Source organism: Acanthopleuribacter pedis, assembly GCF_017377855.1.
Lineage (GTDB): Bacteria > Acidobacteriota > Holophagae > Acanthopleuribacterales > Acanthopleuribacteraceae > Acanthopleuribacter > Acanthopleuribacter pedis.
On sequence record NZ_JAFREP010000022.1, the window covers coordinates 16,732 to 42,032 of the forward strand.

Below are 25,301 nucleotides of genomic sequence, written 5' to 3' on the forward strand. Positions count from 1 at the left end.
AAACCAACCGGTTCTGATGGCACCTCGTCATCCCGAAAGCTTAAACGTCGTTGTCGAGCACATCCATAAAGGCCGATACGCTGAACACCGCGTTGCCGGGACCGGGCTCGCCGTAACCTGGCGGTACCTTGTGCCCGTAATGACGGAAGGTCTCGCGCCACGCGATCAGCAGCTTGCAGAAGTATTCCAGTGGTGGCGCGGGTTGCGGACCCAAAGCCGCCAGCGGTTCGGGACACCAGGTGGTAAAACGCGGCACCACGCCTTGGCGCATGAACCAGTCCAAACCCTCGCGCGTGTGGGCCACGGCCTGATCGACATCTTTAAAACCACACACCGTGTTGAGTTCCACACCGCCGACAAAGTTGGGGATCACGTTTTCGCCGCCGAACACCGCCGCCGACGCAACCACGCGGTTAATCCAGCTCTCAAACCCAATCACACGGGTTTTGCCGGGACAAATTTTGGCGAACAGTTCCGCACCCCACACCTCGTAGTTCGGGTGGTAAATCTGTACGCCCGCCTGCTTGAGGCGTTGGCAATCTTCCTGGGTAAAGGCCTGCACCACCGCCTTGGAAATCCAACGGCCGGGGAAGGCCGCCTCAATCGCCTCGATGTAACGCACGTAAAAATCAACCTCACCGCGACCCTGCAGGTTGGTTAACACCGAACCGCCGGTTAAGGTGTAGGCCTTGGCTTTGTCGTCGGTGCGGTCGATGTGGGCCAGCGCCTCGACGATTTCGGCCGGGTCTTTGATGCCCGTGTAAACCTTGCCCGCCTTGCGCTGCTGGATAAAGTTGCGGTTGATGTCGCAGAACTGACACTGTTCTTCTTTGTTGAAGTACTGGCACATGCGGTAGGCGGTCAGGTAAATCAGGTAACCCCATTCCAGGACCGGCGCAATTTCGCCCATGGGTTTGCCGCTCGCCAGCGCCTCGTGGTAGAAGGGCGGCACCGGGTGGTACTCGACCTCGGCCATGGCGGTGCCGTCACACAAAAGCGTGATTTTGCCGTCGACCAAATCGACGTGGTAGGGCGATTCGGGATTGATGCGCACGGAAATCACCGTCGGCCGCAAGCCGAGTTCGCCGCCGCTGATGCGAATTTCTTCCGGCACGCGCAGGTGCTCGGAGTTCTGCATGTCCTTGATTTCAATCAAATCGAAGGAAAAGATGAAGTAATCCTTGGGTTTGAAGCCGGCCGCGATGTTCATGGCCGCGTCGCTAAAACGCAGGCCCAAGCGCAGCACATCCTGTTTCACCACGGCCTCGGCCGGGATTTGATCAAAGCGGGTGACGTGGTCGATCACCTGTTGGTAAGCGTGACGCACAAGTTCCATGCAAAATCCTTCTCAGTAACTTAAACGTTGCGCAGGGCGGGTGCCTGCGCCATCGGCCGAAAGACGGGTGTGATCCCTTCGTTTTCAGCCTGGGCGATAATCTCTTTGATGTTGCGGTTAATCACCGCGCCGGCCATTTGCGTGACCTCGTCTTCCAAGGGAATGTCGAAATCATTGGCGCCGTAATGCAAGCCGTGCAAGGCATTGCTGTTTTGGGTCAACACCGAGGTGCGCATGTGGGTGATGTTGTCCAGGTACAAACGGGCCACCGCCAAATGGCGCAGGTAACTCTCGCCGTCGACCTCTTGTCCACCCAATTCGTTGTGGTACGGCTTGTAGGTCCAGCTCAAAAAACTAAACAAACCCAGCAACCCGTCGGCACGCAGCCTGTCCTGCATTTCCCGGACGCGACGCAGGTGCTCGACACGTTCGTCGATGCTTTCGTCAAAACCAATCACCATGGTGCCGGTCGAATTCAAGCCACAACGCATAATGGTTTCTTGGGCGAGCATGTAATCGTCGGCCGTGTATTTTTGGGGGCTGTGGCGTTCGCGGAATGCGTTGGTCAGAATTTCGGCACCGCCGCCGGTAATCCAGCGCACGCCGGCGTCTTTTAGGGCGTAACACACTTCCGCGTAGGAAATGCGGCACAGCTTGGCGACGTACATCATTTCGGCCACGGTCAGCGCATAAAATTCAACCGTATCGCCGTAGCGTTCGCGGATTTGGCGAAAGGTTTCCTGGTACCAGTCCAGCTTGAGCTTGGGGTTGAAGCCGCCGTTAAAACCAACAAAATCGCCGCCCAGCTCTAAAATTTCGTCGATCTTGGCGTAAATCTGATCGCGCGGCAGCACATAACCGTCGGGCGATTTGGGCAGGCGGTAAAAGCTGCAGTAATCGCACTTGGCGACACACACGTTGGTGTAGTTAATGATGCGCATGATGAGGTAGGTCGCCTGGTTGGGCCTGTGGAAACGGTTCCGCGCGGTGGTGGCCCATGCGCGCAGGTCGGCGAGTTCGGCCTCCTGGTAGAGGTAAACGGCTTCCTCGTCGGTAATGCGAATCCCTTCCGCGACTTTTTCAGCAATGAGCCCGCGCATGGCAACTCCTCGATGGTGCAATCGGCCCGATGGGCGCCCACATTGTATCAGGATTTGCGAGATGCGGACGGACGGGCTGTCGTTTCCGACTTAGGCTCGCTCGGCCAGATCCATTTTGAAGAACCGCTCTGGCGCGTTCGTCATGCCCCTTCACGATCCCCGTCCGCCAAGAAACGGTGCTTCTTTCGATCACGGCCCGGTTCACCCCGGAAGACATATGAGGATTAGTATTTTGGATCAACCTTGATAGAATGAACCAACGCTTTCAATGACTTAGCCAGGGGAATAGAGCCTTTATGACCGACCAACCCTACCTGATTGCCCAGACCATCGTGGACGCAACCGCCGCACTTTCTCCCGAAAAACCGCTGCCGGGCGGCGACGAACGTTGGCAGGATTTCACAGCGGGTCGGGGTGATCGCGTTACCACCTTGATGACCCGGTTGCTGCAGTCCCACACGGACGACTTTCACCGTTTGGTGTTCAGCAGCCATCGCGGCGCGGGTAAAACCACCGAGCTCAACCAATTGGCCCAAGCACTTCAAAACAAGTACAAAACCATTTACATCGAAGCCAACGTGGAAATGCATCCGCACGATATCGAAATCGAGGATCTGTTGCTGGTTATGGCGCAGATCATCGACCAAGTCATGCGTGAGGAACAACTCCAGTTGCCGCAAAAACTGCTTTTCGATATCGCGAGTTGGTTTGGTCAAACCATCAAAACTACCTCGGTGGGCACCACCTACCTCGGTCAATTGGAAACCCATATCCAAGCCAAAGCGGGCGTTCCCTATTTCTCAAAACTCATGGCCAACCTCAAGGCCTTGTTCAAGACGGAAAGTACCCATAAAACCGAAGTGAAAGAGGTGCTGCGCAAGTTCCCCAAAACGCTCGCCGAGGCCGTCAACAAACTGCTTGATGCCGCCAACGAGAAGCTCAAAAATAAGAATCAGGAACTTCTGGTCATCATCGACAACCTCGACCGTTACCCGCCACAAGTGATCGACACCCTGATCTCGCGCAACGCGGAACGGTTCAAAAGCCTGCATTGCCATTTCATTTTGACCCCACCCATCAACCTCTATTACCGGCCGGAATCGGAAAACCTCGAACAAAACTACCGCTGCTTCACCATGCCGACCATTAAATTGCGCCAGGCCGGCCAGCCCTACGATCATTTCGCCGGCCCCGGCCACGATCTTTTACTAAAAGCCCTGGCCAAACGCATCAACCTCGAGAAATTGGTCCCAGAACCAAAAACCCAAGACCGGTTGGTCTTCGGCAGTGGCGGCAGTATCCGCAACTTACTGGAACTCGCACAAGATGCCAGCCTGGAGGCAGATGGTGATTTTATCGTGTTGGAAGACGTCAACCGCGCCCTAAGCCGCCACCGCTCGCGATTGCGCAACCGCATCAATGCACTTGGTTTAATGCAGGCGCTGGTGCATATTTCCCACACGAAACAGTTGGATGAAGGCGAACCTTACCGCCAAGCTTTGTACTATCGCTTGGCCTTTATGTACAACGGCGCCGGTTGGTACGACATTCACCCTTTGATTAGTGAATTGGACGAATTCAAGCAAGCCCACGCCGACCATCAAACCAACCCGCCAACAACCTAACATCCGGTTGGAGGGTTACACCGTGAGCGATCAAATCCTCGAAACCGTATTCCCTGCCCGACAAGCGCGTGCTTTGCAACGGTTTGTCACGCGAATGCGCGGCCAAGGCTTTAAGTTGCTGCTGGCAGAAATGGCCACCGTAGGTGATCGTCGCCGGTTGAAGCATTGGCTGGAGCAACAGCTTGAGGACAACGAAACGCTTTGCAGGATCGATGTGTCTAAACTTCCCGCGCAAAACCTGTGGGCAGAGCTAAAAGACAAATTGGCAGAAACACCCCAAGCCGCCTTCCTAATGGTGGAAGGCTGGGAACACCACCTTGCACCAGAAAAACCGGGCGTCGAAGAAAGACAGCCGGCGCTGATCCAGCAACTCAATGTGCAGCGCGATCTGTTCGTGCGCGACCTCGCCGTACCGTGGATCATGGTGATTCACCCCTACACCCAACAATTGCTCGATCTTGGCGCCCCCGACTTTTCCGACTTTGTGGCCTTACGCATTGAGGCACTACCTCAGCCCAAGCTCACCATTCCAGTAGAGGCCTTCCGCTCTGACCCCGTTGGACCTGGCCATAGCTCTTTTATTGTGGACATGCTCACCGAACCCGGACTGAAAAGAATATGGAAATGTTTGATGGTTGGCGCTTACACAGAAGCAAAAGATTTAATAGAAACCTATCGCCTCAATCACAGCTCGGAGCCGCCAAGCTGGCAATTTAAACTTACCAAAGCAACTTATTTGCGACTTTCCGAAACGCACTATAATGCTATGGTTTCTCTAGAAGAATTATCCAGACATCCCGAGGTTGAAAACATCCCCTCGCATGAGTTTATGGTTCGTTCAGAGTTAATCCGAATGTTCATAACAAACGGAAACTACCAGATAGCAATCAATGAAAGCAAGAAACTGTCAAGTAAACTATCCGATCCTGAACACTTCAGTTTTCGGGAGATGATTCACCAAACCCAAGCCGAAGCTTATGCCTTGCAAGAAAGAACAGCTAAAGCCATTGAGGTTTTAACAGATTCCAACACAAGAATAAAGCAGACCCTTGGTAACTCTTCCTTGTTACTTGGACAGGGCTTTAGCTTATTAGCATTTTTGGCCTTGAAACAGGGCAATTTAAGCTTGGCAGCGAAAGAATCGGCAGCCGGGCTTGAAATCATTTCGCGACGATGTTCAGTTAAAGATATTTTGCTTTGCTACGCCGTAAGGATTCACGCGATGGTTTTGTCATCACATCAAGAAACCAAGCAGGCTCTATCTCTTCTCGACGACTACCTAAAAAATCTATCTTCCGAATCAAAGAACCACCTTTACCAAATCACGATATGGCTTGCCAAAGCACAAGTCTTTTACAAACAAGGAGACTTATCCTCAGTTCAAGAAATTCTTGAGCAGGCACTTAAAGGAGCCCATCGGTTGGTAGGCCACCATCACCCCTTATACCTAGAAGTTATCACAGCACTTTGCACTGTTATGGATCTCCGCGGCTTCCACGGCGATTCCTGGAAACTACTATTTAAAACGAAAGAAAGCACTCATTCTCCCAGCATTGTGATCAATTTATGGAAGAACCTACTTGATGCAATAGGAGACCATCAGGCCGCAAAAGGAGACCTTTTAACCGCTGAGATAACATGGAGAAACGAAGCTGGTGCCTCTATGAACCTAGAACATCCACGGCTAGCTTCACTGTTATGTAAAATAAGCATCGCTCAAACCTCACAGGGCCGCGCTCAAGAAGGCCGTTCTTCTTGTCAGAAAGCTTTGGATATCAGCAATAGGGTATACGGCAATAAAAGCAATGAAAGCGGCCATATATTAACGTTGCTTGCTTTCTTAACGCACCAACTTGACGACCCCAACCTCACGAAAGCAGCACAGCTTGCTTTGGAACGCTTTCCTAAAAAATTGACGTCTTCCAAATTCGGTATTTCACGTGATTGGTTAGAGACACTTGCCATGGACAAGCACAAGCTAAAAAAAAACCACGTTCCGTTTGAGGAGGGTTCCTAGTTGGACCCCTCCCTCAAAGAAAGTCAACGGCTTACTACAAAGCCCGTTTTTCCAGTAGGTAATGGCTTACGAACCATTCGTTGCCTTTTTGGTAGCCCCACAACTCCGCGCAGGCCATGAAAAACACGCGCCAGTAGGCCCACCACTTGGTGGTTTGCTCGCGGCCGTAAGTTTGGTGGAACAAGGCGGTAATCTCTTTTCGATGGGCGTCCATGTTGTGTAGCCAGGCCTCGGCTGTTTTGGCGTAATGGGTGCCGTTGACCCGCCAATGGCGCGTCACTTTGAAGGCGTCGGCGAAATACAGCAACATGCGGTCGCTCGGCATCACCCCGCCGGTGAAGAAATACTTGGCCATCCAATCGGTTTCGTCGCGGACCTCGAACAGATAGGCGTGGTCGCGATGGGTGAAAATGTGGACAAACAACTTGCCGTCGTCCTTCAGGAAGCCGGCCACCTTTTCCAACAAACGTTTGTAGTTGCGCATGTGCTCGAACATTTCCACCGACACCACGCGGTCGAACTGCCGGTCCAGTTCCAGCACATTGATGTCGCGGGTGAGGATCTCGATGTTGGTTAAACCCCGCGCCTCGGCCAGCCTCAGGATTTCCTCGCGCTGGCTGTGGCTGTTGGATACCCCGGTAATGCGGCTGTTGGGGAATTGTTGGGCCATATATAATGTAAGGGAACCCCAACCACAACCCAGTTCCAACACATCTTGGCCGTCCTGCAGGTCGGCACGTTCGCAGGTCAGCGCCAGCATGTCCCGCTCGGCGGTGCTCAAATCGCGGGTACCCTCCTGCCAGTAACCGCTGCTGTACTTGCGGTAATCGCCCAGCACGAAGCTGTAGAACGCGGCGGGTACCTCGTAGTGCTGCTCGTTGGCGGCATCGGTTTCCACCGCGATCGGTCCCTGGCTGAGGGTTTGGATCAGCGCTTCAAAACGCTCTTGGCCCGCTTGCAGGCCGCCTTCTTCCAATTCGTTCAAACGTTGGCGCAACAGGTTGCGGATGCCGACGCGGATCAACATGTCCGGCAGCAGGTTCTTTTCCAAAGCAAGTGTCAACATCATGGGGAACTCCCGAAATCTAGGGTTGGCGTGTGCGACGCACGCGGTAATCGTTGGCTGTCGAAAGGATCGGAGGAGAACAAATAATTGCGGGTTAAACCGAGGATTCCCGTTTGGGGAACCAAGGGAAAAAGGCACTGGTTTCGCGCTGGTAACGGCGATAGGCCTCGCCTTTGGTGGAGAGGGCCTGTTCTTCGGTGGCGGGAATGCCGGTGATGTTCCAAATGAAGTAAAACATCAGCGCGGGCGACAGCCAGCCGAGCCAGCCCCAGGGCGAACCCATGGCAAACACGGCAAAGGCCACCCACACCAGCCATTCGAAGAAATAATTGGGATGGCGCGACCAAGCCCACAAACCTCGTTTGCAGACCTTGCCGCGGTTGGCGGGATCTTTTTTGAAGGCGGCCAGTTGCTGGTCGGCCAGCGCTTCGCCACCGACCGCGATCAACCACAGACCCACCCCCAGAAACTCCCAAACCCCGAGGCCCGGCGCCGGGTTCAGGGCAACGAGTAGGAAGGGCACCGCCAGCACCACGTCGAGCATGGCTTGGGCTTGGAAGAACACAAAAAACTTAAAACCGAGATTGGTTTTCCAGGTCTCGCGCAGGCGCACGTAGCGCCCTTCCTCCTTGCCGTCGCGCAGGATGCGCAGGCCCAGGTAGGCCGCGAGGCGCACACCCCACACCGTGACCATCGCCGCCAGCAGCCAGGCCCGGGGCGAATCCGGCGCCGCGAGCCAGGCATAGCCGCAAGCCAGACCGGCGAGACCGGTGGACCAGCCCACATCCACGATGGACGCGTTGCGTAAGGGGAAGTGCAGCAGCCACAGCAGCGAGAAAAACACAAACACGCCGAGGGCGCCGTAAGCGGTGAAAAGCCAAAAGGTCGGATCCATGGTTACCTCATGCGGGCGGCGCGAAACGCCGGTAGTCGTCGGGGTTGAGCAGCAGTTGGGCGAGCGGTGCATCAACCGGCACACGGTAGGCTTGAACCGCCACGTAAAGCGCGGTTGCGATGGCACCGGTACACACAAAGAGCACCAACCACAGCACGCGGCTCGCCCAGCTTTGTTCCTTGTAGAAGGCCCAAAAAATGAGCAGCAGTATGTTGTAGTAAAAGTCGACCAGGGTGGTGCGCATCCAGGGAATGGCGGCCAAGCTGTCCCATTCTTCCAGTAAGTTGCTCTGCAAGCTGGTTTGGATGACCAGGGCCGTCATGGTCACGCACAGCAGCGGCGCGACCACCCGCAACATCACAATCACAACCGACCTTCCTACCCGCGCGGCGCGGGTCGTTCAGCGGGGGCGCCCCAACCGAGTTCTTGCAACACCGCGTCGCGGCGGTTGCGGGGTTTGGCGAAAACGAGTTGGGCGCTGCCGATGACGCGTTCCCAGAAACCGCCCTCGCAGTAGGCCAGGTAAAAGTCCCACATGCGCTGGAAGCGCGTGGGCAAGGCCGCGATCACCGCGCCCTCGCGGTTCGCGTGGAAGTTACGGCGCCACAAGGCCAGGGTGCGCGCGTAGTGGTCGCTGTGATCTTCCATGTGGATCATTTTAAGGTCCGTGCTTTTACCCATCGCGTCCAGCATCGCCCCCACCGAAGGGATGAAGCTGCCGGGAAAAATGTAGCGTTTGATGAAGTCAACATCGCGCAGGGCGCTGTCGTAACGGTCTTCCGGCATGGTGATCGCCTGGATGCACATCAACCCGTCCGGCTTGAGCAGCGAGGAACATTTTTCGAACCAGGTCCCGAGGAAATGGTGGCCGACGGCCTCGATCATCTCGATAGACACCAGCTTGTCGTAAACACCGTCCAAGTCGCGGTAATCTTTGAGCAGCAGTTCGATGCGATCCTGCAAACCTTCCTCCCGGATGCGAAGCGCGGCATAGGCGTGCTGTTCCTGGGAAATGGTGGTGGTGGTTACGCGGCAACCGTAGTTTTTGGCGGCGTGGATCGCGAACCCACCCCAGCCGGTACCGATCTCCACCACATGGTCGTCGGGACCCAGCTCCAACTTGCGACAGACGCGGTCAAGCTTGTGAACCGCCGCCTCGTTGAGGGTCGCCTCCGCGTGGGGGAACACGGCCGCGCTGTACATCATGGTGGGGTCGAGGAACTCGCGGAAAAAGTCGTTGCCCAGGTCGTAGTGGGCGGCAATGTTGTTGCGCGAGCCGGAACGTGTGTTTTTGTTGAAGGCGTGCAGCACTTTGAGGATGGGTTTGGTCAAATGCGCCCAGCCGCCCTCCATGCCGTCCAAGACATCGAGGTTCAGCGACATTAGCCGCACCACATCGACCAGATCGGGTGAATGCCATTCGCCTTCCATAAAGGATTCGCCCGCGCCGATGCTGCCACCAAAAGCGATGTTGGTGAAAAAGGCGCCTTGATGGACGTGAATCACCGCGTGGGGGCCGGCAGCTTCCGGGTGCCCGAACACATTGCGTTCGTCGGCTTCAATTAGAGTCAAGCTGCCGGTGTGCAGCGTGGTCAACGCCTTGAAAAGCGCGGTCCGCGCCCACTTCTCCATGGTGCGGTACTGGGGTTCGGCGACCAGGCCGCCGTTTAATTTGGTATCAATACTGGTCATGAAGACAACTCCTCCGCGGGTACTCGGGTCGTGTGTACCCCCGGCGCGGCGGCACGGGGATCGCTGTATTTGGGATGGCTGTAAAAAGGGACGCGTTTCAGCCACAAACGCAGGGCTTGCCAGTAAATGCCGACGGCGATTTTGCCGGTCATCAGCGGGTAATCCACCAGGCAACGGCCCAAATTACCGGCCGTCATCGGCTGTTCTTCCATGGACAGGGTCGCGTCGAAGCAGCGCTCGCCGCGGCGGAAATTCTCCATGTGGATCGCGAGGTTGCGACCCGGCCCGCTAAACGACCAGCGGTAGTGCATGTCCATGGGCATGAAGGGCGAGATATGAAACTGTTTGGCCATGGTGAATTGGTTTTTGGTGGCGGCGCGACGGCACTCCAGCGCGTAGGTATGGCGCTCGCCCCAAGGCGTATTGGTGATTTCGGCCAGGATCACGCGCGGGTGGGCATCGGTTTCGTCGAAGCAAAAGTAGAAGGTGACCGGGTTAAACACCCAACCGAACACGCGCACCTGGGAAAGCATCCGCACCGGTCCGGTGACATCGAGGCCGGCCACCTCGCGAACCCGTTGCTGGACCGCTGTTTTCAGCGGAACCTCGGTTGGGCCGAGGTAATCCTCGCGGCGAAAAGCCAGCGGGCGCGGCGCACGCCCGAGCGACGTCCACCACTTGGCGGAAAAAATCGCGTCGATCTCGTCCAGGTCCAGGTACAGCATGTAGAGCTGGTACTGAAAATCGTGGGCCTTGGGCAGGTAGCGGCGATGCCGCACCCAACCGCGATAGACGCGCGAGTGTTCGCCCAGAACCGCGTGTTCGTTTAATGCGCTCATATCGCCACGACCTCGCGAGTAGCCGCATCCTGTTTGATTTGCGAAACCACGCGCAGGCCGCTGCGCACACCGTCCTCGTGGAAGCCGTTAAACCAATAAGCGCCGCAGTAATAGGTATTGCGGTGGCCACTGATCAGCCCGTGATCTGTTTTGGCGCGTTCACCGGCAACGGTGAAAATCGGGTGCTGGTAGGTCAATTCCCGCACGATTTTGTTGCGATCAATCGACCCGGGATAATTAAGCGTCACGCAGTAGGTGCGCGGCAGGTCGAGGCTTTGCAAAATGTTCATGTTGTAGGTCAGCGATACCGTCTCGCGATCCTCGCGCAGGCGATGGTAGTTCCAGGCCGCCCAGGCGCGTTTCGCCCGCGGCAGAACCCGATCATCCCAGTGCAGAACCGTGTGGTTGGACGAATACGGAACCGCACCCAGAACCCGTTGTTCCTCCGGGCTCGGATCTTCCAACAAACGCAGCGCTTGGTCCGAATGCGCCGCGATCACCACCGCGTTGAAACGCGCCACCTCACCGTGGTCCACCTCGATCAACACCTCATGGGGCAAGCGACGAATCGCCGTCACCGGACTGTTTAGACGGATGCTGTCCGCGAAGGGCGCCGTCAGCGGCGCGAGGTAGCTTCGCGAACCACCTTGGAGCACGCGCCATTGCGGCCGATCATTGATGTTGAGCATGCCGTGGTTGTGAAAGAAACGCAGGAAAAACGCCAGTGGAAAAGCCAGCATGCCGTCGCGGCCGGAAGACCAAATGGCGGCACCCATCGGCAAAATGTACTGCTCGACAAAAGCCGAACCGTAACCCTCGCGGTCCAGGTAGTCACCCAGGGTTTGGGTCTGATCCAAGTCGGGATCGACGGCCAACATTTTGGCGTGGTCGTTAAATCGCAAGATATCGCGAATCATCAACCAAAAGCCCGGCTTAACCAAGTTACGCCGTTGCGCGAACAAGGTGTTCAAGGTATGGCCGTTGTACTCCAAACCGGTGCGTTCACACTTCACACTGAAACTCATATCCGAGGGCTGGGTGGCGACCTGGAGCGTCGCCAACAATTCGGTAAACAGCGGATAGGTCTTTTCGTTGTACACGATAAACCCGGTATCCACCGCCGCCGTCTTCCCGTCTGGAAGCGGCACGTCCACCGTGTGGGTATGCCCACCAAGACGGTTGCGCGCCTCGAAAACGGTGACCTGATGGTCCTTTGATAAATGGTAGGCCGCGGTTAATCCCGAGATCCCGCTACCAATAACAGCAATGTTCATGGTATCCCCTTAAGCCGGCGCCGGCTGTTTGCCCGCAGCGGACGCTTCCTGAAGGATGCGTTCCGGTACGGGTCGTAAATCCCAAATCAACCCGACGACGGCCATCAGGCGCAGCACGTAATAAGTCACATCAATCTCCCACCAGCGAAATCCCTGGCGGACGGATGCCGGATAGCGGTGGTGGTTGTTGTGCCAACCCTCACCCAAGGTCAACAACGCCAGCCACCAGTTGTTACGGCTGTCGTCTTTGGTTTCGAAGCGGCGCGAGCCGATCACATGCGCCAATGAATTAATCGTGAAGGTGGCGTGGAACAGCACCACCGTGGAAATGACAAAACCCCACACCAACAGTTGCCAACCGGTCACGCCCAGGCCGGGCGCCCAAACCTCAAGGCCTTTGCCCAAAGCCAGGATGCCAACCGCGAGCAGGAACGGCACCAAGATGTCGTAGCGGTTGAGGAACACCAACTCGGGGAACTTGGCAAAATCTTTGACCCGTTTGTATTGGGTGGGGAAATTCGCGTCACAGGTGAACCAAAACATGTGGCTCCACCAAAACCCGCGCGTGGTCGGTGAGTGGGCGTCGCGTTCGGTATCGGAGTATGCGTGGTGATGGCGATGGTGGGCGGCCCACCACAGCGGCCCGCGCTGCACCGCCGAGCAGCCGAGCAGGGCAAAGAAAAACTGAAGCACACGGCTGCTTTTGAAACTGCGGTGCGAAAAGTAACGATGGTAAAAGGCCGTAATCGCAAACATGCGGATCAAGTACATGCCCAGGGCGAACAGGACCGCGAACCAGCTCCAGCCCACCAGAAACACCGTCAAACAGGCGAGGTGCATGCCGATAAACGGCAACACGCGAACCCAGTTGAAGCGCTCGGCCGCGGGTCCCTCGGTTTTCAGTTCGGCCGCCTGGTAATCGGTATCGAACCAGAGCAGCACCATCACGGCGATTTTTTTCAAAAACTCAAAACCCATAACGTTCGAAAATTCCCTTATCGATGATGTTGCGGTGCGTTGTAACCAAGCTAAAGTCGAAAACTAGCCGCGTCAAGCCAGAAAACGTTCAAAACGTTCACCACAACACTTGCATTCGTTGATATGCAGGGTTTAGATTAAAAAAAATCGATCAAATCGATCATTTCTCAAAAAGGCGGACAGCGGGTGTACAGTCCTAGACAAGTTGCCAAGGCCATCGGGGTCAGCGAAGCATCGCTTAAACGCTGGTGTGATCGCGGATTATTGGCCGTCCAAAAAACGGCCGGGGGCCACCGTCGCATCAGCCGGCGCGATCTGTTGTCGTTTCTGCGCGGGCGCGACCACGACCTGGTCGACCCGGCGATGATCGGTTTGCCGGCCGAGTCGGGCAAAAAAGAAGCGACCCTTTCACAGGAAACCTTGTTGGCGGCCCTGCTCAGCGCGGACGAGCAACGGCTGCGCGGCATATTCACAAGCTGGTACCTTTCGAGCAAACCGCTGACGCGGTTTTTCGACGAGGGACTCGGCCCCGCGTTCCAGCGCATCGGCGAAATGTGGCAAAGCGGCGAAATCGAGGTGTACCAGGAACGCCAGAGCGCGGAACTCTGCCGCCGCGCCTTGTACGAACTAATCAGCTTGATCCCGGACGCCTCGGACAAAAAGACACTGGCCCTGGGCGCGGGTTTACGCCACGACCCCTACGAGCTGGCCAACCTGATGGTAGAAGCGGCGCTGCGCGAAGTAGGCCGGCGGTCGGAGACCCTGGGCGTCAATTTACCGGGCGACACCATCGCCAAGGCGGTCGCCACCCGCAAGCCGCAACTGCTGTGGCTCAGCGTGTCCTCGGTCGCAATGGAATCCAACTTCGTGACGGACTGCGAAATCATCTGGCAAGCCTGCCTGGCCCACCAAACCAAACTCGCGGTCGGCGGTCGCGGCCTCACCAACGCCCGCCGCGCCAAAATCAGCTACACGGTCCACTGCGACCGCATCGGCGACCTCATCGACTTCCTCAAATCCAACGGCTAAACACCGGTCGTTGCCATTTGGTGAATCTTTAATTCCGGCTCCGCCAAAGCGGGGCTAAACGATGGGCACTCACCTACCCGACCCGAGCGAAGAATAGGCAGGTGCCCTCGTTTGAATTTTCACGAAGCGACCTGGCTGTTAAAGTAGAGCGCCGCGCGTAGGGGGGTTTGGTCGTCGACTGCATCGACGTAGACCAGGTTGGGTGGTTGGGTGATGTTGCCCGCCGGTCCGGGGAACATCGCGGTGGCGTATTGCCACAGTAAGGGGTTGGCCGTGTCGGCCAGGTCGAGAATCGACAGATCACCGCCCGCCGGGGTCGAATTGAAATCGGATAAGGTTAAGGTAAACGAGAGCAGGAACATCTCGCCCTGGCTCCAAGTCGCATCGGTGAAACGCCGGTACTTGGTGAGCTGGTCGGTCATCATGAACACGGCGTTTTCCGTACCTGAATAACAGTCGAACAGGTCAAAATTGGTGTGCTCTTCGTTCGCAATCGGCTGCAGCGGTTTATCCATGTCGCAACTTATCCCGCCAAATTTCAGCACCCCGCCCGGCGCGTCGTACAAACCCGCATCCAACCCGTCGAACACACACAAGACCCGCTTGCCGCCGTTGATGATTTGGTTCACCGTCATCAAACCGACCTTTTCACCCACTTGCGCGGTGAACAGCGCATCACCCAGCTCGCTTTTCATTTGGCTGATCAAGGCCTGCTGGGTCGCGGTATCGAATGGCTTGCCTTTGCTGGTCATGGCGTGACTGAATTTGAGGATCACCAACTCACGCGGTTGCGCCGCCACAAAAGCCTTTACCGACGAGAGAATCCCGTGAATGGATTCGCCCTCACAACCCTGAGCACCGACCACCGGCACCACCGAAAAGTGACCCGTGGTGAAGGTCGGCGCGTCACCACTTTGATTGGCAGGCAGGAAGGGACGAATGTCGAAATAACGAATCCCCGCCTGTAACTGACCCGCGATGGATAAGCGCTGCGTTTGGGTAATGCGCGCGTTGGCAAAGGTCGTACAGTTGTTGATTTCACCCATGGCCGCGTCATGGGCCGCCGGCAAAGATACCTTGTTCAACGAACGTCGGCCAAAGGCGCCGTCGGCAGCCAACAAGGAACCCATCCAGCCGGCACCCGAGATGTTTTCAAAAGGGGCCTGCGACGGTGGATTGGGATTGGTGCGCAACACCCCAATACCCGGCGTTCCCTGCCAAGGAATGGGGATGTCGGCTTGGGTCCACTGCACCCAAACCGGGCCTTCCTGCTTGGTGATCTTGACCGGGTCGGCGGCGGTTTGCAGGTTAATGCCCACGGCACCCGCCGCTTCCCCGCTGAAGTTCAACTGAAAGTGGGATTGTTGTAACGCGCAGGAGCCGCCACCCTTGGCTTCAATATAGGCGGGTGATTGGCCCAAGGCGGGGACGGCACTCATCGGTCCCAGCTCGGCGTTGTCGAACAGGTTTAGCATCGAACCCTGATCACCGTCGGTGTACATGCACTTCGTGTCGCTGATGGTCGAACCGTGGGCGCGCGTGTCCAAGTTAAGCGCAACCATCAAGGCACCTTTACCCATGATGTTCCTCCTGGAACGTTGCTCCATGCGCGAGCACCGCCAAAACGGAAGCGCACTCAAAACCGAGCACACCCCGTCCGCTTCAAAACGGTGCAGGCCACGACGGGAGCAACGAAAATTAAGTTGTCGCAAATAGGAAAATTCTACTACCAAGATAGATTCAAGCAGCCAGGTAGGTCAACCACTACACACAAATTTAACACCCAGAAAAACGTAACCATTCACCACAAAAGGATAACCACCTAAAAAAACGCACCTCAGCGCATCCAAAAGTGGAATACCCATCTTTTTCCAGCGCTCAGGGGTGGCCCTGGTTTTTTTGTCCGCGAGCAGGCCAATCAACGCCGGTACCCGTATAAGATGGAGTATCCCGGTTTCCAAAACCAAATTGCTGGAGTTTTCCATGATGCTTTCGCTATTGCTGCTTCTTGCCATTGAACCCGTCCCCTATCCCACCCAAGGCTTGACCGGCGACGCGCTGGTCACCCATATCGAGCAACGCATCAAAGATCAGGGCGGCACCCCGATCATCGAAGGCACGGTGTTTCACATGTTTTATCGCGCGGAAGACGGCCGGGAACCTAAGATCCTTGGCGACTTTGACCGCTGGCGCCGGGGCCGCAAACCCGCCGGCACGCCCATGACCCACCTGGCCGGGAACTGGTACCACTTCGGCGTGCCGGCCCAACCCAAGGCCCGCCTGGAATATTTGATCGAGGTTGACGGCAAACATGGTCCCGACCCGCGCAACCCGAGGAAGGTCGCTTCTTTTTCCGGGGACACCAGCGTGGCGCAAATGCCGGACTACCCAGATCACCCTGAGCTGGAACGGCGGCCGGGCGTGCCGGCAGGCAAACTCGAATCCTTTTCGTTTAAAAGCAACTTGCGCCGCAACGAACGCCAGGTCCATGTCTACACGCCGGCGGGTTATGGGGAACATAGGGGTAAATTGCCGACGCTGTACATCGCCGACGGCTCGGCCTATGCCAAACGCGGCAAAGTTCCCACCATTTTGGACAACCTGATCGCCGATCAAAAAATCCCACCGGTGATCGCCGTGTTTGTGGATCCGGTGGATCGCTGGCTGGAATACCGCATGTTCACCCTGTTTCGCCTGATGCTGCTGGAAGAACTGATGCCCCATCTTAAACAAAAGTGGCGCATCGACAGCGACCGCCAGGTCCTCATCGGCGGTTCGCGCGGCGGTTTAAGCACCCTCGACTTGGTCACCATCCACCCGGACAAATTCATCGGTGCAATTGCTTTCGCGCCGGCCGGGACTGAAACCGATTTCGGCACCCAGTTGCGTCGCATGGAAGGCGATCCCCGCCCCCAAATTCACATCCTGACCGGGAGTTACGACTTCTGGCTACCCAACAGCGTGGATTACTACGGGGTAATGAAGGAAAAAGGCTACCGTGTTCACTTCCGCGAGGAACCGATCGGCCATTCCATCTATTCCTGGCACGGCTATTTAGACGAGTTGCTGATCCCCATCCTGGCGAAAGCCACCCGGCAGCAACGGTGATACAAGCGCCGGCCAACCCAAGTGATTTAACTTGCGAGAAAAACAACGCAACTTCTTCACCGACGACACCTCTCGATGCTGAGCCGACCCTGTTCCAGAAGGTGATCAATGTGAGCCGGGACGGCGGGCCTTGCGACGAACGCCGGTGGGAACGGCCGGTGACTACCGGGCCGACTAAGGTGTTACTAATCCCAGATCGCGTCTGGGGAAATGAACCCTGTGTTTAGATAGAATGAACCTATGCTTTTGAAACTTTGAAAAAAGAACAGTGACTATTGAAGATTCTTCCAGGGGCGTCGTATTTCACAACGGCACCCGCCGCCCTCTAAAAAACTACAAACCAAACAAAACAAACAGCTTACAGAAAATTTCTTAAGTTGGCACCGGCTTTGCTTTAAGTATCACCGTCCGCAACAAACCGGATATTCCGGTCAAAGGCTTTTCGTTGAAGTTGAAACGAGTTGCCTCCGGTTAAACAACGGTTTTGTTCGAGGCCCAAGATGAACACCATAAACTAAAAAAGGAGAACTTATGAACTGGGATATTACACAAGGTCAATGGGAAATTTTTAAAGGTAAAGCTCGTGCGAAATGGGGCAAATTAAACGATGATGATTTGGAATCGGCACGCGGTAAACGCGAAGAATTCGTGGGTCGTCTGCGCAAGGAATACGGTCTCAAAAAAGACGAAGCCGAGAACCAAATCGATCAACTCGTCGCAAGCGTTAGCAGCTAAGTCCACACGCTAGAGTCCTTTTAATACATTGACTTTCGGATGCATTTCATAAATATGAAATTCATCTCCAAACCGAAATCTTTCATCAATCTAGGAGATTCTCTTGAAATACCACACTTTAATTGCACTACTTTTTGCCCTGACTGTCGCCTTTCCTGTCAACGCTGATTCCAATGAGAACGTTTTGGAAGACAGTATTATTGCCTCCAAACTGTGGGCGTCTTATGCCCTTAGTGAAAGTTTAAACCCGTTGACCATTGATATTGATGTGTCCGACGGGGTTGTCGCGCTCCACGGTGAAGTCGACAATCGTTCTGAAAAGAACCTTGCCGGCTCTATGGCAGAAGGCACCAAGGGCGTGCGGACGGTAGAAAACTACCTCAAAATCGCCAAAGATGAAAAAGGGAACCACGCACCCAAGAAAAAAGCTTCTCTCGTTCATGAAGTCGGTTCGACCCTCAATGACGCCGCCATCAATGTTGCGGTCTCATCCCGATTGGTAGCCAACAAACACGTCTCCGGGTTTTCCATCGACGTTGAAGTAGCAGACGGCCATGTGAGCTTGGCGGGACAAGTTTCCGATGCCGACAGCCGAAAAATTGCAGAAAGCATTGCCAAAAATACGCGTGGTGTCAAAACGGTAAACAGTCATTTGGCCGTCAAGGAATCCGATAAAAAAGAAAAGGACCTGCGCTTACAACACCTCACCGAAAAGATTGACGACATGTGGGTCGCCACCAAAGTTAACAGTCAATATGCCTATACCCGCGGCGTAGACGCGACCGATATCGACGTTGACGTCGACGAAGGCGTCGTTACCTTAAAAGGTCACGTTGCACACAAGGGCGAAAAAGAATTAGCCTGCAAAATTGCAGAAGATACGCTCGGTGTCCGTCGTGTAAACGCTGACGCACTCGAAATCCGATAGAACTTACCCATAACCCACTAAGTCTCTAGGTAGAGAAGGGGCGGGCCGCCGACGGGCGGTTCGCCCCATTTTTTTGTTACACCCACGGGGGCGCCGCCCCGCGCGGGCTATGACTTGGTTTCGTCTTCACGCTCCGAGGCTTCGTAACGGTTCAGCTTGTTGTACAGGGTTTTTAGACTGATATCCAATTGCGTGGCGGTCGCCTGTTTGTTGCCTTCGTTGGCATCCAGGGTCGCCAGCAGGAGGCGCTTTTCGGCATCAGCCAGGGTAATTCCCACCGGAATAGAGAGGTTTGCTTCGTTTTCCAGCCAGCCCTGGTTGATCATGTACGGCGGGAGGTCTTTCGGCTGAATCTCGTCCCGGCTCAAAATGTAGGCGTGCTCGACCACGTGGCGCAACTCCCGAACATTACCCGGCCACCGCCACGATTGGATTTGTTCGCGAACTTCTTCCGAAAAGGTTTTCGAGGTTTCGTTTTCTCGGTTTAGCTCCAACAAAAAGAGTTCGGCAAGGTTGACGATATCCGCCTCGCGTTCGCGCAATGGGGGGACACGGATGGGGAACTGGGCCAAACGGAAAAACAGATCCTCGCGCAAGACGCCCTCTTTTACCGCCTCTTGAGGGTTGCGATTGGTTGCGGCGACAATGCGAACATCGGCCTGTTTCTCTCGTTCACCACCGACCGGTGTAAAACGTTCTGATTCCAGCACCCGAAGCAGTTTGGTTTGGAGTTGCGGGTCCATTTCGGTGATTTCGTCCAGGAAGAGGGTCCCGTTTTCGGCGCGTTCGAAGTAACCGGCGTGGTCGCGGTCGGCGCCGGTGAAACTACCCCGCTTATGGCCGAACAACTCGCTCTCCAAGAGCTCGCGTGAAATAGCGCTGCAATTCAAGCCCAAGCAGGGCGCTTCCCGGCGGCGGCTCAGGCTGTGAATACTCTGAGCTGCCAACTCTTTCCCGGAGCCACTTTCACCGATCAACAACACGCTAATTTTGCTGTCGGCGACCTTGCGGATCTTGCGGTACATGCGGCGCATGACCCGGGCGTCGCCGTACATCTGCCCAAACCGACCCAGCGGTGGCCCCTTCTCAAGGATATCTTGGGTTTGATGGGCGGCCTCCAAATCAGCCAGGATGTCCTTCAGCACCTCCTTGAAATAAGCCATATCAAGCGGTTCCGAGAAGTGATAGGAGGCACCTAGGTTGGCGCATATTTCTGCCAAGGCCGGGCGCGGCTCCTTGCTTAAAAGGATCAACTCGGCCGATTCAAGCAGGTGCTTGCAGATTTCGCGAGCTTGCCGTTCCGACATATCATCGAGGACCAACAAACACACATCGGCCTGGCGCTTCGTTAGAAACTGGCGCATTTCGGCCAGGGTGGTCATGCAGTGCACCTTGATGGCCAAACTGGAAAAACAGGTTTGGATTTTTGCAGTGAAGGACTCGGAGGCATCGTAGAGGATCACTTTCGCTTGTTGTCGCATAAAAACTCACAATGATGATTTGGGGGGAGCAGCGTGAACCTTAATGTACCTTAACGCAGAGGGTTGTGCCTGTTTAATTCAGCGATCCACTTGGGCATGAACCTTCGACCGCGCTGGTTTGGGCGGGGGCGCTCTCGCGAACCAGCCTCTTAAAGTGGTGCAGGATGGGTGGCGACCAACGGTTGATGGTTGTGTGATCGTCGGGTTGGTTCCATCCCGGCGAGGCTGGACCGCCGTTGGCGGCGAGAAATCAAAGGGGGCAGACGGCCGGGCAACCTACCCCGCCGCACCGAGGCTCGCTTTTGAAAAAAGTCTCGAGCAGCTTGTAGAAGTTACGCAACAAGAGAACGCTCGCCGGCGACGAGATAAGCGCCCACACCCCTAAACAACTACGAAAAAGCCACTTACCTTCACAATGACTTTTTGGCACCATGCTTGCTTTAAATCAAAACAACAAAACAAAAGGAGTTGAACATGAAACAATTTAAAATGATTTTGATCCTTCTCTTATTTAGCATTCTCCTTTTAGGCTGCCAAGAGAAGGAAGGAACCTTTGAAAAAGCCGGCAAGAAGATTGATCAAAAAGTAGAAAAAGTGAAAGACTCGGCTGAAGAAATTAAAGAAGAAGTGAAAGACGAGATTGACGACCACACCGATGATAACGACTAATCCGTCTCGCCACCGCCCTGAACCTGAACCCCAGGATGGTCGCTTTACTCTTTTGGGGAATCTCGCCAAGGCACTTGCTTACCCTTTGGTGGGCAAGGAATCCAAGCCAGGACGCCCCAGTCAAACCATTTAGCCGTGGGCGATAGACGCCGGCTGAACCATACCCTGTGCGCTTTCGATCACCTTAATCGTGATCGGGTTTGTCTCAAACCGAAACATACCACCCGCAAACGCCTGACACCGTTTGCAAGAAATTTTACAGAAAGGATGAATACATGACTGCTCAAGCTGAATTAAAAGAATCAAACAACGTTAGTAACTTTACCAAATCACAGAAAGAACCGTCACCCGCGCAAGAAATTGAGAATATCCGCGAAGATATGGCCGCTTTGCGCGAGGATCTCGCTTCCTTAACCAAAGTGATCACCGAGGTGAGCGCGCGTGAAGTGAACCGTGTCCGGGATAATGTGGTGGCGTCGAGCAAAGAGATGTTGGAAACCTCGAGTGAAGTCACGAAAAAGTCGCTGGACCGCGCTGAAAACCACATTAAGGAACGTCCCTTTGTTTACGTGGGCGGTGCCTTCGGCCTCGGTATCCTTGCCTCGGCCCTCCTTAAACGCCGGTAATCCCCCGACCACCTAGGCACAGAGCGCGACGCGGGCCGATCCACGCGCCACCCAAACTTCCATCTTTTTTCGGCTCGCTTTTCTCTCGGCATGATTGCTTCCCGCAACAACCGCTGCTGATTAAAGCGACAGAACGAAACAAACGACGCCCACCGGGCAATTGATGAGCGAGAACACGATGAAAACATGGGTCTTAAAATTATTGGTGCTCTTCACCGCCCTCGTACTGGCAGGTGCCATGCTCCTGCTCGCTTTTGCCTTTGCCGTGTTCGGCCTTTACCAGGTAGGCGTCGCGCACCTCGGCGCGATCCCCACCGCCTTTTTGCTGGCCCTCGTCTTTTTGGCCTTGCCGCTTTGCTTCATAGCAACCGTGGGGATGGCGCTTTATTCCGGCGAACCAGAACGACCTACCGCGCAACAAGATGACGGTGCCGCCTTGGGGGACGGGTGGCGCGAACTCATTTTCAACCACCCGTTGGAAGCCGTCATCGTCGCCCTCGGCCTTGGATGGTTTTTCGAGGACCTGCCGGATGCCGCTAAGGCCGAGCTCAAACGCCGAATCGACGATTTGGCGCAGCAAGGTTCGTGATACGTCTGGGACCATCTCGCGCGTACGCCGCGCACCCTCGGCAAACCCTTTCTTTTAAATGAAGACCCACCCGATCAAGGAAGGCAGGAACCAAAGAGGCGAGTTCAGGCTGCAACCCATCCTCATCCGAGGCGCGTTTCCCGCCGGCCCTGTCGCATCAACGCATCAAAGCCGACCGTTTATTCAGCCAACAGTTGCGCGATGCGGGACGGATCGAGGTTGGCTTGGGCACGAGCCGCCTCGTCCGCTTGTAGAGGGATCTTTTCTTTGACCACCTTCACCGCGACCAGTATCGATTGGTCGCCGCGTTCCTCGCGAACCTCGGCGATTTCAACTTCCTCGTCGGCATCGGGCAAGCGACGTACTTCTTTAAAAACATCCTGACGCAGTTCGCCGCGTTCTTCCAATCGGGCTTGTTCCGCTTCCTGGGCACGGCGCGCCGCGCTGGGTTCCCGACCGTTGGGCCGGTCCAAGCGCGGGCGTAGAAGGCCATCGCTCGAATTGCCGCTAATTTCCATCGTATCTTCCGCCTGAGTTCTCTTCACGCAATCTAATAGGAGAAAACGACGCGGGCAAGCTTTGTATTTCGTTCCGATCAAAAAGAACAAAAAATCGGCCGCCGTTTCACGGGGAAACGGCGGCCGATTTTCGGTTATATGGGTTTGGTGTTATTTGCCGTGCAGGGCTTTCCAGGCGCCCTCAAACTCGTTGCCGGCGGCCCAAGTAGGGATGGCGTCGTTGTCGGCCACTTTAATAGCCAGCCGCATGACGATTTGCATGTCGCGCACACAACCGGTAAGGTCCCAATGCTCGTTGATTTCGTCCGAAACTTGGTGGTAGTGGTCGCTTTTGAACTTGGCGGGGTCGATCTTGAGATCCTTGACGTAGTCCTTGCCGGGAACAAAAAAGATGGCGGGCACGCCTTTTTTGACGAAGTTGGCCTGGTCGGAACGGTAAAAGCTGCCCGCGTTGGGGTTGGGATCACCTTTCACGGAAACGTTTTTTTCGCTGCCGTCTTTGGCGGTGACCTTGGTTTGACCGGCGAGTTCAACCAGCCAGTCGCCGAGTTGGTTGGATTCGAAACCGATGGCGCCCATGTCGGTGCTCAGTCCCAGCACCTGCGGCATGTCGACGTTGAGGTTGGCGACGAAGTTTTTCATGGGGATCGGGGGTTTTTCAACAAACCATTTGCTGCCCAACAGGCCACGCTCTTCCGCGGAGCAGGCCAAGAAGGCGACAGAGCGACGGGGGCGTACCTTGGATTCGGAAAACGCGCGTGCAATTTCGATAATGGCCGCGGTACCCAATGCGTTGTCCCAGGCACCGTTGTAGACGCGGTCGCCGTCGCCGCTTTCTTTCACACCGAGGTGGTCGTAGTGCGCGGTGAAGATCACCACTTCGTCTTTGAGTTGGGGATCGGAACCCTCCCAGACGCCGACGACGTTGCGGGCTTCGGTTTCGCGCAGGGTCGTTTTAATGGTGGCGGACAGCGTAATCGGCAGTTCAACGGGTTTGAAGTCGCGCTTGTTGCCCATTTCGAACCACTGATCGAGGGTTGCACCGACCGTGCCCGCGAGTTTGTCGGCCAAGTCTTGGTGCATCCAACCGAGTACGTCGAGTTGGTAACCGCTGTTGGGGAGTTTCACTTCAAAGGATTCCCGTTCGCCGGAGGTGCCGATCACGCTCCAGCCGTAACCGGCGGAAGGCGTGGTGTGGATGATGAAGGCGCCGGCGGCACCGCGTTTCATGGCTTGTTCGAATTTGTAGGTGTATCGGCCGTAGTAGGTACGGGCTTCGCCGCCGAAGGCGTCGGGTTGATCGGCGATGGCGGGGTCGTTGTTGAGGTACAGCAGGACTTTGCCCTTGACGTCGACATCTTTGTAGTCGTTCCATTCGTGTTCGGGTGCATCGACGCCGTAGCCGACAAAGAGCAGGGGTGCGTCGGTAATGGAAACGTCTTCTTTTTGCGAGGTGGAGCTGAAGGTCAGCGTTTCCCCGCTTTTGTAGCCAATCTCGCCGGCATCGCCTTTGAGGCTGAGCTTGGTGGCGTCGGCTTCTTTTTTCATTCCGATCAGGTTAACGACCTGAAAAAAGTCCTGGCTATCGCCCATGGGTTTGAGACCGATATCGCGGTACTGGTCGGCGATCCATTGGGCGGCTTTGAGTTCGCCCTCGGTGCCGGTGGCACGGCCGGCCATGTCGTCGGCGGCCATAACCTCGGTTCCTTTGAGGATGCGTTCGCCGCTGATTTTGGCGACGGCTGAATCGGTATCGGCCGCGCTAACTTTGGCCGCGGGCGCGGCTTTTTCGGATGATTGTTTGGCTGAGTCGCCGGAAGCTGAGGTGGGATTGGTCTGGCAAGCGCTGAACAGCAGGGCCGCCGTAAGTAACAAGATGACCAAATGTCGCATTGATGCTACTCCTGAACGAGGAATTCATAAGATGGTGGAAGGCATAGCTTACCACGAACCCCCGCGTGCGGATGATTTGGGGATCAGGCGCGTTCGGAGACCGGTTCAGGGGAGGATTCGGCACCCTTCCTTTTGGCATTTTTCGGGAGGGCGTTGGGGTACAAAAGCCGGCGACGCATTCCCCCGGACATAAATGAGGTAGACTTCAGCCGTATTGAAAAACATAGGTGTCCACCGTCCGCCATCCGCCGTTCAGGGGGTGCCGGCATCAGCACCCTTAGCCCGCATTTCCCACAAGGATTAGTCGCGAGAAGCTGAAAGCCTTGTGAGTACGAAGTTTACGACCGAGAGCCGGTACAAGGGCCCGACCGTTCGCGGGGCCGACCTTTCAGCGTAACAGCAGAGGCGAAGGTGGATCGACCAAGCAAGGCGGCCGGCCGCCCCGCGGAAGGCAAACCCTGCCAATCGCATGGGTTGCCCCGAACCAGAATTCCGTGTGAGAAATACGGGCTAGATTACAGGATGCCGAGAGGCCCCATTCGGGGTAGTGCAAGTGGAGGAAAAAATGGGTCCTACCCATTTTTTGTGGAACGGTCCTTGACGCGGCAGTTGGCGCGCTAAAATCGCGTTAGGCCGAGGGGTTTGCTTGCGAAAACTACCGTCTACCCGTCGGCCCAAAAGGCCGCGAGCGCGCCGGTCCCTGCCGGGTCAAGGATGCGCGGGGGAACTACACCAACGCCCGGAGAAACATCACCCCGAAGTCCCAACGGGCTTATCCAGAGGACCCCTTTTTAGTGAACAAAGTAACCCGAGGACCCAAAACCATCGTGGACACACAACACCCCTTCATGAAACGCCTTGATATCAAAAGCGTTCCCAAGCGCCCGCGCCGGCACCCCCCAA

23 protein-coding genes are annotated in these 25,301 nt (G+C 55.8%); 9 read left to right on the top strand and 14 right to left on the bottom strand.

The genetic code is table 11. From position 1 onward, the window contains the following. Nucleotides 1-40: 40 nt before the first annotated feature. On the bottom strand, nt 41-1,336 hold the full coding sequence (locus tag J3U88_RS21740) for a radical SAM protein (RefSeq protein ID WP_207861089.1): 1,296 nt from the start codon (nt 1,334-1,336) through the stop codon (nt 41-43). Between the two features lie 20 nt (nt 1,337-1,356). After that, nucleotides 1,357-2,436, bottom strand: a complete 1,080-nt coding sequence (locus J3U88_RS21745; RefSeq protein ID WP_207861090.1) for a radical SAM protein — start codon at nt 2,434-2,436, stop codon at nt 1,357-1,359. Between the two features lie 296 nt (nt 2,437-2,732). On the opposite strand from J3U88_RS21745, the gene J3U88_RS21750 reads away from it, so the two are divergent. Both J3U88_RS21750 and J3U88_RS21755 read left to right on the top strand, forming a co-directional pair. After that, nucleotides 2,733-4,061 (top strand): P-loop NTPase fold protein, encoded by a 1,329-nt coding sequence (locus J3U88_RS21750; RefSeq protein WP_207861091.1) that lies wholly within the window; start codon nt 2,733-2,735, stop codon nt 4,059-4,061. Between the two features lie 22 nt (nt 4,062-4,083). After that, nucleotides 4,084-6,078, top strand: a complete 1,995-nt coding sequence (locus tag J3U88_RS21755; RefSeq protein ID WP_207861092.1) for a hypothetical protein — start codon at nt 4,084-4,086, stop codon at nt 6,076-6,078. Between the two features lie 34 nt (nt 6,079-6,112). Here the strand turns inward: J3U88_RS21755 and J3U88_RS21760 are convergent, their stop codons facing one another. The 7 genes from J3U88_RS21760 to J3U88_RS21790 form a co-directional block, all read right to left on the bottom strand. Beyond that, nucleotides 6,113-7,147 carry an SAM-dependent methyltransferase gene (locus J3U88_RS21760; RefSeq protein ID WP_207861093.1) on the bottom strand — a complete coding sequence of 345 codons (1,035 nt, stop codon included), beginning with the start codon at nt 7,145-7,147 and terminating at the stop codon, nt 6,113-6,115. A gap of 91 nt (nt 7,148-7,238) precedes the next feature. Further along, a complete protein-coding gene (locus tag J3U88_RS21765; protein ID WP_207861094.1) occupies nt 7,239-8,039 on the bottom strand; it encodes a DUF1295 domain-containing protein in 801 nt (266 codons plus the stop codon). A gap of 7 nt (nt 8,040-8,046) precedes the next feature. Beyond that, a complete protein-coding gene (locus J3U88_RS21770; RefSeq protein WP_207861095.1) occupies nt 8,047-8,406 on the bottom strand; it encodes a DUF1475 family protein in 360 nt (119 codons plus the stop codon). An 11-nt stretch (nt 8,407-8,417) separates the two neighbouring features. Beyond that, on the bottom strand, nt 8,418-9,731 hold the full coding sequence (locus J3U88_RS21775) for an SAM-dependent methyltransferase (RefSeq protein ID WP_207861096.1): 1,314 nt from the start codon (nt 9,729-9,731) through the stop codon (nt 8,418-8,420). Next, nucleotides 9,728-10,570, bottom strand: a complete 843-nt coding sequence (locus J3U88_RS21780; RefSeq protein WP_207861097.1) for a DUF1365 domain-containing protein — start codon at nt 10,568-10,570, stop codon at nt 9,728-9,730. The genes J3U88_RS21775 and J3U88_RS21780 overlap by 4 nt, the downstream gene beginning before the upstream one ends. Beyond that, on the bottom strand, nt 10,567-11,844 hold the full coding sequence (locus J3U88_RS21785; RefSeq protein WP_207861098.1) for an NAD(P)/FAD-dependent oxidoreductase: 1,278 nt from the start codon (nt 11,842-11,844) through the stop codon (nt 10,567-10,569). Before J3U88_RS21785 ends, J3U88_RS21780 begins: the two co-directional genes overlap by 4 nt. A 9-nt stretch (nt 11,845-11,853) precedes the next feature. Beyond that, nucleotides 11,854-12,822 carry an acyl-CoA desaturase gene (locus tag J3U88_RS21790; protein WP_207861099.1) on the bottom strand — a complete coding sequence of 323 codons (969 nt, stop codon included), beginning with the start codon at nt 12,820-12,822 and terminating at the stop codon, nt 11,854-11,856. 186 nt (nt 12,823-13,008) lie between these two features. Between J3U88_RS21790 and J3U88_RS21795 the strand changes: the two genes are divergently transcribed. Beyond that, on the top strand, nt 13,009-13,851 hold the full coding sequence (locus J3U88_RS21795; protein WP_207861100.1) for a B12-binding domain-containing protein: 843 nt from the start codon (nt 13,009-13,011) through the stop codon (nt 13,849-13,851). 119 nt (nt 13,852-13,970) lie between these two features. On the opposite strand, the gene J3U88_RS21800 is transcribed toward J3U88_RS21795, so the two are convergent. Next, nucleotides 13,971-15,431 (bottom strand): PI-PLC domain-containing protein, encoded by a 1,461-nt coding sequence (locus tag J3U88_RS21800; protein WP_207861101.1) that lies wholly within the window; start codon nt 15,429-15,431, stop codon nt 13,971-13,973. Between the two features lie 177 nt (nt 15,432-15,608). Next, nucleotides 15,609-15,836, bottom strand: a complete 228-nt coding sequence (locus J3U88_RS21805) for a hypothetical protein (RefSeq protein WP_207861102.1) — start codon at nt 15,834-15,836, stop codon at nt 15,609-15,611. On the opposite strand from J3U88_RS21805, the gene J3U88_RS21810 reads away from it, so the two are divergent. From J3U88_RS21810 to J3U88_RS21820, 3 genes are all read left to right on the top strand, one after another. Next, nucleotides 15,835-16,959, top strand: coding sequence for an alpha/beta hydrolase (locus J3U88_RS21810; protein ID WP_207861103.1), 1,125 nt, complete (start codon nt 15,835-15,837; stop codon nt 16,957-16,959). The genes J3U88_RS21805 and J3U88_RS21810 overlap by 2 nt on opposite strands. A gap of 531 nt (nt 16,960-17,490) precedes the next feature. Beyond that, a complete protein-coding gene (locus J3U88_RS21815) occupies nt 17,491-17,694 on the top strand; it encodes a CsbD family protein (protein WP_207861104.1) in 204 nt (67 codons plus the stop codon). A gap of 103 nt (nt 17,695-17,797) precedes the next feature. Continuing rightward, the gene (locus tag J3U88_RS21820; RefSeq protein WP_207861105.1) at nt 17,798-18,622 is read left to right on the top strand and encodes a BON domain-containing protein; all 825 of its coding nucleotides are present in this window, start codon (nt 17,798-17,800) and stop codon (nt 18,620-18,622) included. Nucleotides 18,623-18,729: 107 nt separating this feature from the next. Here J3U88_RS21820 and J3U88_RS21825 read toward each other — a convergent pair whose 3' ends face one another. Next, nucleotides 18,730-20,103, bottom strand: coding sequence for a sigma-54 interaction domain-containing protein (locus J3U88_RS21825; RefSeq protein ID WP_207861106.1), 1,374 nt, complete (start codon nt 20,101-20,103; stop codon nt 18,730-18,732). Between the two features lie 474 nt (nt 20,104-20,577). On the opposite strand from J3U88_RS21825, the gene J3U88_RS21830 reads away from it, so the two are divergent. The 3 genes from J3U88_RS21830 to J3U88_RS21840 all read left to right on the top strand — a co-directional run bounded on the left by J3U88_RS21830 (nt 20,578) and on the right by J3U88_RS21840 (nt 21,987). After that, complete coding sequence (locus J3U88_RS21830; protein WP_207861107.1) at nt 20,578-20,772, top strand: hypothetical protein; 195 nt, start codon at nt 20,578-20,580, stop codon at nt 20,770-20,772. A 200-nt stretch (nt 20,773-20,972) separates the two neighbouring features. After that, complete coding sequence (locus J3U88_RS21835) at nt 20,973-21,398, top strand: ElaB/YgaM/YqjD family protein (RefSeq protein WP_207861108.1); 426 nt, start codon at nt 20,973-20,975, stop codon at nt 21,396-21,398. Between the two features lie 178 nt (nt 21,399-21,576). Continuing rightward, on the top strand, nt 21,577-21,987 hold the full coding sequence (locus J3U88_RS21840; RefSeq protein ID WP_207861109.1) for a hypothetical protein: 411 nt from the start codon (nt 21,577-21,579) through the stop codon (nt 21,985-21,987). 179 nt (nt 21,988-22,166) lie between these two features. Here the strand turns inward: J3U88_RS21840 and J3U88_RS21845 are convergent, their stop codons facing one another. Further along, nucleotides 22,167-22,505, bottom strand: a complete 339-nt coding sequence (locus J3U88_RS21845; protein WP_207861110.1) for a hypothetical protein — start codon at nt 22,503-22,505, stop codon at nt 22,167-22,169. 150 nt (nt 22,506-22,655) lie between these two features. Then, entirely contained in the window at nt 22,656-24,398 is a 1,743-nt protein-coding gene (locus tag J3U88_RS21850; protein WP_207861111.1) for a M20/M25/M40 family metallo-hydrolase, read from the bottom strand. Between the last annotated feature and the right edge of the window lie 903 nt (nt 24,399-25,301).

Coding starts and splice junctions, on each gene's coding strand:
- J3U88_RS21740 (WP_207861089.1), bottom strand. CDS start 1,336: ATGGAACTTGTGCGTCACGCTTACCAACAGGTGATCGACCACGTCACC.
- J3U88_RS21745 (WP_207861090.1), bottom strand. CDS start 2,436: ATGCGCGGGCTCATTGCTGAAAAAGTCGCGGAAGGGATTCGCATTACC.
- J3U88_RS21750 (WP_207861091.1), top strand. CDS start 2,733: ATGACCGACCAACCCTACCTGATTGCCCAGACCATCGTGGACGCAACC.
- J3U88_RS21760 (WP_207861093.1), bottom strand. CDS start 7,147: ATGATGTTGACACTTGCTTTGGAAAAGAACCTGCTGCCGGACATGTTG.
- J3U88_RS21765 (WP_207861094.1), bottom strand. CDS start 8,039: ATGGATCCGACCTTTTGGCTTTTCACCGCTTACGGCGCCCTCGGCGTG.
- J3U88_RS21775 (WP_207861096.1), bottom strand. CDS start 9,731: ATGACCAGTATTGATACCAAATTAAACGGCGGCCTGGTCGCCGAACCC.
- J3U88_RS21780 (WP_207861097.1), bottom strand. CDS start 10,570: ATGAGCGCATTAAACGAACACGCGGTTCTGGGCGAACACTCGCGCGTC.
- J3U88_RS21785 (WP_207861098.1), bottom strand. CDS start 11,844: ATGAACATTGCTGTTATTGGTAGCGGGATCTCGGGATTAACCGCGGCC.
- J3U88_RS21790 (WP_207861099.1), bottom strand. CDS start 12,822: ATGGGTTTTGAGTTTTTGAAAAAAATCGCCGTGATGGTGCTGCTCTGG.
- J3U88_RS21800 (WP_207861101.1), bottom strand. CDS start 15,431: ATGGGTAAAGGTGCCTTGATGGTTGCGCTTAACTTGGACACGCGCGCC.
- J3U88_RS21810 (WP_207861103.1), top strand. CDS start 15,835: ATGATGCTTTCGCTATTGCTGCTTCTTGCCATTGAACCCGTCCCCTAT.
- J3U88_RS21805 (WP_207861102.1), bottom strand. CDS start 15,836: ATGGAAAACTCCAGCAATTTGGTTTTGGAAACCGGGATACTCCATCTT.
- J3U88_RS21815 (WP_207861104.1), top strand. CDS start 17,491: ATGAACTGGGATATTACACAAGGTCAATGGGAAATTTTTAAAGGTAAA.
- J3U88_RS21825 (WP_207861106.1), bottom strand. CDS start 20,103: ATGCGACAACAAGCGAAAGTGATCCTCTACGATGCCTCCGAGTCCTTC.
- J3U88_RS21830 (WP_207861107.1), top strand. CDS start 20,578: ATGAAACAATTTAAAATGATTTTGATCCTTCTCTTATTTAGCATTCTC.
- J3U88_RS21840 (WP_207861109.1), top strand. CDS start 21,577: ATGAAAACATGGGTCTTAAAATTATTGGTGCTCTTCACCGCCCTCGTA.
- J3U88_RS21845 (WP_207861110.1), bottom strand. CDS start 22,505: ATGGAAATTAGCGGCAATTCGAGCGATGGCCTTCTACGCCCGCGCTTG.
- J3U88_RS21850 (WP_207861111.1), bottom strand. CDS start 24,398: ATGCGACATTTGGTCATCTTGTTACTTACGGCGGCCCTGCTGTTCAGC.